General features: G+C 41.2%; 7 protein-coding genes. 6 read left to right on the top strand and 1 reads right to left on the bottom strand.

Features of this window, described 5'->3' with window-relative positions:
* From E1163_RS03080 to E1163_RS03060, 5 genes are all read left to right on the top strand, one after another.
* Window positions 1-567 (top strand): Crp/Fnr family transcriptional regulator (locus tag E1163_RS03080; protein WP_155169345.1); only part of this gene is annotated, 567 nt, incomplete at its 5' end.
* A gap of 74 nt (window positions 568-641) precedes the next feature.
* Window positions 642-1,379, top strand: coding sequence for an SDR family oxidoreductase (locus tag E1163_RS03075; RefSeq protein ID WP_155169343.1), 738 nt, complete (start codon window positions 642-644; stop codon window positions 1,377-1,379).
* A 205-nt stretch (window positions 1,380-1,584) separates the two neighbouring features.
* A complete protein-coding gene (locus E1163_RS03070) occupies window positions 1,585-2,400 on the top strand; it encodes a DUF6597 domain-containing transcriptional factor (RefSeq protein ID WP_155169341.1) in 816 nt (271 codons plus the stop codon).
* A gap of 76 nt (window positions 2,401-2,476) precedes the next feature.
* Entirely contained in the window at window positions 2,477-3,001 is a 525-nt protein-coding gene (locus tag E1163_RS03065) for a GNAT family N-acetyltransferase (RefSeq protein ID WP_155169339.1), read from the top strand.
* Between the two features lie 75 nt (window positions 3,002-3,076).
* The gene (locus tag E1163_RS03060) at window positions 3,077-3,646 is read left to right on the top strand and encodes a dihydrofolate reductase family protein (RefSeq protein ID WP_155169338.1); all 570 of its coding nucleotides are present in this window, start codon (window positions 3,077-3,079) and stop codon (window positions 3,644-3,646) included.
* A gap of 64 nt (window positions 3,647-3,710) precedes the next feature.
* Here E1163_RS03060 and E1163_RS03055 read toward each other — a convergent pair whose 3' ends face one another.
* Window positions 3,711-4,616: a DUF72 domain-containing protein gene (locus tag E1163_RS03055; RefSeq protein WP_155169336.1), complete on the bottom strand. Its 906-nt coding sequence runs from the start codon at window positions 4,614-4,616 to the stop codon at window positions 3,711-3,713.
* Between the two features lie 276 nt (window positions 4,617-4,892).
* On the opposite strand from E1163_RS03055, the gene E1163_RS03050 reads away from it, so the two are divergent.
* Window positions 4,893-5,921, top strand: coding sequence for an alcohol dehydrogenase catalytic domain-containing protein (locus E1163_RS03050; RefSeq protein ID WP_155169334.1), 1,029 nt, complete (start codon window positions 4,893-4,895; stop codon window positions 5,919-5,921).
* The last annotated feature ends 17 nt before the right edge of the window (window positions 5,922-5,938 follow it).

The following is a 5,938-nucleotide window of genomic DNA, read 5'->3' as shown; positions in this document are numbered from 1 at the left end:
ATGAAAGCATTGACAGAGTATATTCTCCAGTTTGGCAGTCTGAATAAACAACAAATAGAACTCATCGGTAAAAACGTTACTGAAGTTAAACTTGAAAAGAACGATTATTTTTCGGAGGCCGGAAAAATTCCGAAACAAGTTGGTTTTGTTATGGAAGGTGTTGTCCGCGGATGTTATTACAACAACAGAGGTGAAGAGATCACCCGTTGCTTTATTAGTGAAAATAATTTGGTAGTGGATTATGTGAATTTTGAGGCAGGCACGGCTTCTTCTGAATATTTACAAGCATGCACGGACTGTAAACTCATTGTGTTTTCAAAATCAGGCTGGGAAGACCTTTCTCATACCATTGTGGAGTGGGACAATATTAAAAACAAGATGGTACAACAGTGCATGTTTCAAAAATCGAGAAAAGGCCCTGTAATTTCACAAGATGCCACCACGCGCTATTTAGAGTTTTTGACAAACCACCCATCACTCACCAATAGAATTCCACTGGTGTACATAGCCTCTTACCTTGGCATTACGCAACAATCGCTAAGCAGGATAAGAAAGAATATTAGCTAATTGGGCTTTTTACCAAATGGTAAACGGTTTCATTTTTAAGCAGCTCAATTTTGTACTTAAAAAACAAAACAAAAATGAAATCAGCACTAATTACAGGAGCCAACAAAGGCATAGGGTTTGAAACAGCAAAACAATTGTTGCAGAATGGTTATTATGTATTCCTTGGAAGCCGTGATTTAAAAAATGGGTCAGAAGCAGTGACAAAGCTTAAACTTGAAGGATTAACCAGTGCAGAAGCAGTACAACTGGATGTAACCGATGAGCATTCCGTAAAAGCTGCACGTGAAGAAATAGGAAGTAACATAAATGCATTAGATGTTCTTATCAACAATGCCGGCATCAACGGTGGCATGCCATATACTGCACTCGAGGCAAATACAGACCAGTTTTTCACCACGTATAACACCAATGTGTTTGGTGTAGCAAGAGTTACTCAAGCTTTCATTGACTTGTTGAGAAAATCGTCTGAACCAAGAATTGTAAATGTGAGTACCAGCGTAGGTTCACTTTCCCTGCAAAGTAATCCGGCCTGGCCTGCTTATGATTATGCAAAATACGCCGTTTATGGTTCCTCAAAAGCTGCCATGAACATGTATACTGTTCATCTGGCTTACGAGTTGCGGGATACGGCCTTCAAAGTAAATGCCGTATGCCCGGGTTATACTAAAACCGAGTTTACCAACTATAACGGAGGGGACGTTGAAGAAGCTGCGAAACGTATTGTAAAATACGCATTGATTGACCGAAATGGACCTACAGGGAAATTTTTCAGTGAAGAAAGTAACCCTGAAGCGCATGAAATTCCCTGGTAAGAGATACAGAAAATCCATAGATCGGTAACATAAGAGTAGCGGTTTAGATATTGCAAAACCGCTACTTCCACTTGATATAAAAGTCACTTCAATCCATAATCTGGTTTAACTCCATGCCAGCAAAGAAGTCATGAAAAGACCACATATACCCTTTTGCTAATTACAGCCTTATCCCTTATATTAATGTTCATCGCATAGCCACCGGATGCTTACCATAAAGACATACCGTCCCAAATTACTTTCACCATTGGTGAAATCTCTCTGGTACATGAAAGTTTCGGAAGACCTGGAACAGCCATACATTGAAGAGATCATTCCGGATTTACATCATGAAATAATATTTCAATTGAACTCCGCACAATCGAGGCAAAAAGGTGGTGACAAAGATTGGGTAAAAGACCCTGAAGTTTATTTTGCAGGCCAAAACAGCAAGAGTTACAAACATCAGTTTTCTCCGGGAGCCATTATCTATGGAGTCAGGTTTCACCCGCACACTCAAGCCCTGTTTTATAATTTCCCGGCCACCTTAAATACTGATACCCCTATCCCACTGATTGATATTGCTGGTAATGATACTTTACTAGGCTGTATTTCGGAATCCCCGCAAAAGACGTTTGCTAACCTGGAACGAGAACTTACGAAGAAGGCCTCCCGCCTTGACATCAAAAGTGCCTCTTTCAGGTATGCTGATTATATGATCCATGAAATACTTAACTACAAAGGCAATATAAAAATATCTGATTTCGAAAGAAACCTGGGGGTTTCCGGGCGGTATCTTGGAAAGGTATTTAATAAGTTTGTAGGGCTTAACCCGAAGCAGTTTTGCAATATGGTGAGGTTTAACCATTTTGTAAACATCCGCAAAAATAATCCGGGAATGCCACTCACGGAATGTGCCTACGCAGCAGAGTTTTATGACCAGTCGCACCTTATTCGTCAGTCCCATATCATTACCGGCAAGTCCCCCAAGAGTCTCTTTTATTACTGCAATGATATAAACGACCATTTTCTGGAAAACTGACAGGTTCGGATTTTTCCAATTTCTTTATCCTCACGCTTCTGATCTTTGTCTAAGTAAATCAAAGAGGACAATTCAAATGATCAAATTAGTACCATTCGGCCCGGAAGACTTTACAAGGTTGATTTCCTGGATAGACAGCAAGAAGCTCCTTATCACCATTGCCGGAGACTTTTTTACATTCCCTTTAACTGTTGATCAATTGCGGAATTACTTGGAAGAAGAGAACAGTTACGCTTTTAATATCGCGGATAATGATACCATTATGGGTCATGCCGAAATAATATTATCCGCAGAAGGCACGTACAAAATTGACAAGCTTATTATCGGTGAGGCATCAAACCGGGGCAAGGGAATCGGACAGCAAGTAATCAACAGACTGTTGAACTATTGTTTTACAATTCTGAATGCAGAAGTTGTTGAACTCAATGTATTTGGCTGGAACATAGGTGGAATCCGGTGTTATGAAAAGTGTGGGTTTACATTAAATCGTAATAAGAAAACTACTTTCGCCTACGATACCGAGAAATGGACAGCACTTAACATGACTATTAACAAAGACGAATGGCTTAATAGAGAGTCCCTCAAATACGAAACAAAGTAAAAGCTAAAGGAAAGCAACCGGAGGTATGTTCTGGCTACAATTAATCTTTATTCTAACAAAAATAAAATATCAGATATGAGAAAAATAATCCTTAACCTGGCCGTGACACTGGACGGATACATTGAAGGGCCCAATGGAGAAATCGACTGGCTTGAAACAGGCGGTGGCCCGCCGGAAGACGCAGCAGTGGAATCTCATTTTGACAAGTTTCTCGCAACCATTGACACCATATTTTATGGCCGCATAAGCTATGAAAAATGGGGAGAGTTCCAACCTCCCGAAGGCGCATCAGTAGCCGAAACAAAGTTGTGGAATGGGGTACATAGCAAAAATAAATATGTGTTTTCCAATAGCCTCAAAAAGGTTAATGGAAAACCCGAAGTAATAAACTCAGACATATCTACTCAGGTACAGCAAATAAAAAAACAGCCCGGCAAAGACATTTGGTTATACGGCGGGGCAAGTATTATTACCACATTTATGAACCTGGGGCTGGTTGATAAATACCTGCTAGCTGTATTTCCGGTAATTTTAGGTGAGGGAAAACCTTTGTTTTCAGAGATCAGAAATAGAGTCGACCTTACGCTAAAAAGTACTACTCCCAGTTCAGGAGTGATTCTTCTTGAGTATGATACCAAAAGGTAATTTATAATGAGATAGAAATAAGACATGAGTGTTTGTTCATGTCTTATTTCAAAAGATCTAACGGCTACTTCAAATCCAAACTCCCCTGCTTCTCCTGCGGCATAGAAGGAATCTTAATGTCCGTACCTATGGCCTCATTGAGCTTTTTAATGAAGGTAGCGGCCAGTAGCGGCGACTCTTTCTCTATGTTTTGGTGAATAAAGAAGTAAAGGTTTTGCAACCCTTGTTCTTTCCACGTTTTTATCCGCTCTATCCACTCATCAAGACGGCTGTAGTCGCTCTCGTGGTTGGCACCTACATAGCGGACAAACGCAGTAGGCGTGGTAAGACGCATGTGCATGATGTCTCTCCTACCCGCTGAGTCAACCAGTATATTACTGATATTGTTTTTCACCAATAGATCATGTAATTCATCTGCAACTTCCTGATTGCCAAACCAGTCTGTATGCCTTAGCTCAATAGCCAGTGGAAGGTCATGGGGAAACTTATCAATAAAGTTCTTCAATCGGTTAAAGTTCTCTTCTTTAGGCCCAAAATTATCATGTAGTTGTAAGAACAGCATTCCTAACTGGTCTCCAAAGGCCTGAACACCTACCAGATAGTCATCCAGGTAATCTTCATACCCCTCTCCAAGTCTTTTCAAGTGGCTTACATATCGAGGCAGTTTCGGGAAAAACTTAAAATCAGCAGGTGTCCGCTCCTTCCATTTAAGGATCTGGTCTTCCTTGTATAGATTGTAAAAAGTGGCATTCAGTTCGATCGAGTTGAACTCATTGGCGTAATACTCCAATTCGTCCTTTGTACCTCTGGGGTAAAACCCTTTCAGGTCTGACTTGTTCCATTTAGCGCAGCCTACACTCACGGTTTGCAGCGGCTTATCGTTGGCTTCCAGGATTTTCTTTGTATCGGGATGATCTGCCGGAAGCGTAAAATCTATTTTTTCAGGGTTATCTACTTTTCCGAATTTCATAGTTTTCAGTGTTGGTTAGTATTGTGTATTGAAACCTTAGTACTCGTACCCTTTTGGTTTCCTGGTGGTTGTTTCTTTTTTGGGATAAAAAATAACGTTCTCTAAAATACATTTTATCAGGAACATCTTTAAACGGACTTTGTATTAATTTCGGCCATTTATGTAAATGGCGTTCTTCCGGTATTAACTTTATAGAACGATATAAATTATAAGTAGTTTAGCGCTCTTTGGTAATTATCAAGCAATTCACCAAACACTAACCAACAATTAAAACCTATGATCCAACGCCAGGTATATCGCACTGAAAAAGCAGGCTCGATTAAAAGCCTAAAACTCCAAACTGAAGAACTTCCTGAGCCAAAAGCCGATGAGGTAAGTGTAAAGGTGAAAGCTGTCGGTCTAAACTTTGCCGATATTTTTGCCATTCAGGGACTTTATAGCGCCACCCCGGAAGGTTCTTTTATCCCCGGCCTGGAATACTCGGGAGAAATAATTGCTATTGGCAAAGATGTCACCGAGTGGAATATTGGTGACCGGGTAATGGGGGCGACCAAATTTGGCGGCTACGTATCTCATATCAACTCGCATCACCGGTACGTGATCCCGCTTCCGGACGACTGGAGCTTTGAAGAGGGCGCGGGCTTTTTAGTTCAAGGCCTTACCGCTTATTACGGCCTTACCAAGCTCGGTGATCTGCGAAAAGATATGACGGTATTGATCCATAGTGCTGCAGGAGGTGTTGGCATTTTGGCCAACCGTATTTGCAAAAAGTATGGTGCCTATACCATCGGTACCGTGGGCAATGGTAAAAAGGTGGATTTCCTAAAAAGCCAGGAAGCCTATGACGAAGTGATTGTCAGGGACAAGTATTTTGCTGATAAATTGCAGTCAGCGCTTAACAACAGGCCACTGAACCTGGTAATGGAATGTATAGGCGGCAAAATACTCAAACAAAGCTGGGAAGCCATGGCTCCAATGGGCCGAATGGTGGCTTACGGTTCAGCCAGCTTTACAAGCCATGGCTCAAGGCCCAACTACCCAAAGCTGATCTGGAAGTTTCTTAAAAGACCTAAGATCGATCCTCTGCGGTTGCCCTCTCAGAACAAATCCCTCATGGGCTTTAACCTGATCTATCTGTATGAACAGACGGATATGATGCTTGAAATACTTAGTGAACTACAGGCCTTGCAATTAAGACCTCAGCATGTCGGCCATACGTTTGATTTTAATCAAATGCATGAAGCTATCCATCTTTTCCAGCAGGGTAAGTCGGTTGGAAAGGTTGTGGTGAAAGTGAATAGTTAATATGGTTAACATATCTT

It is taken from the genome of Fulvivirga kasyanovii, from assembly GCF_009711405.1.
GTDB classification, from domain to species: Bacteria; Bacteroidota; Bacteroidia; order Cytophagales; family Cyclobacteriaceae; genus Fulvivirga; species Fulvivirga kasyanovii.
Note: the sequence above shows the minus strand (reverse complement) of the source record. Positions and strands in the feature narration are given on the sequence as shown.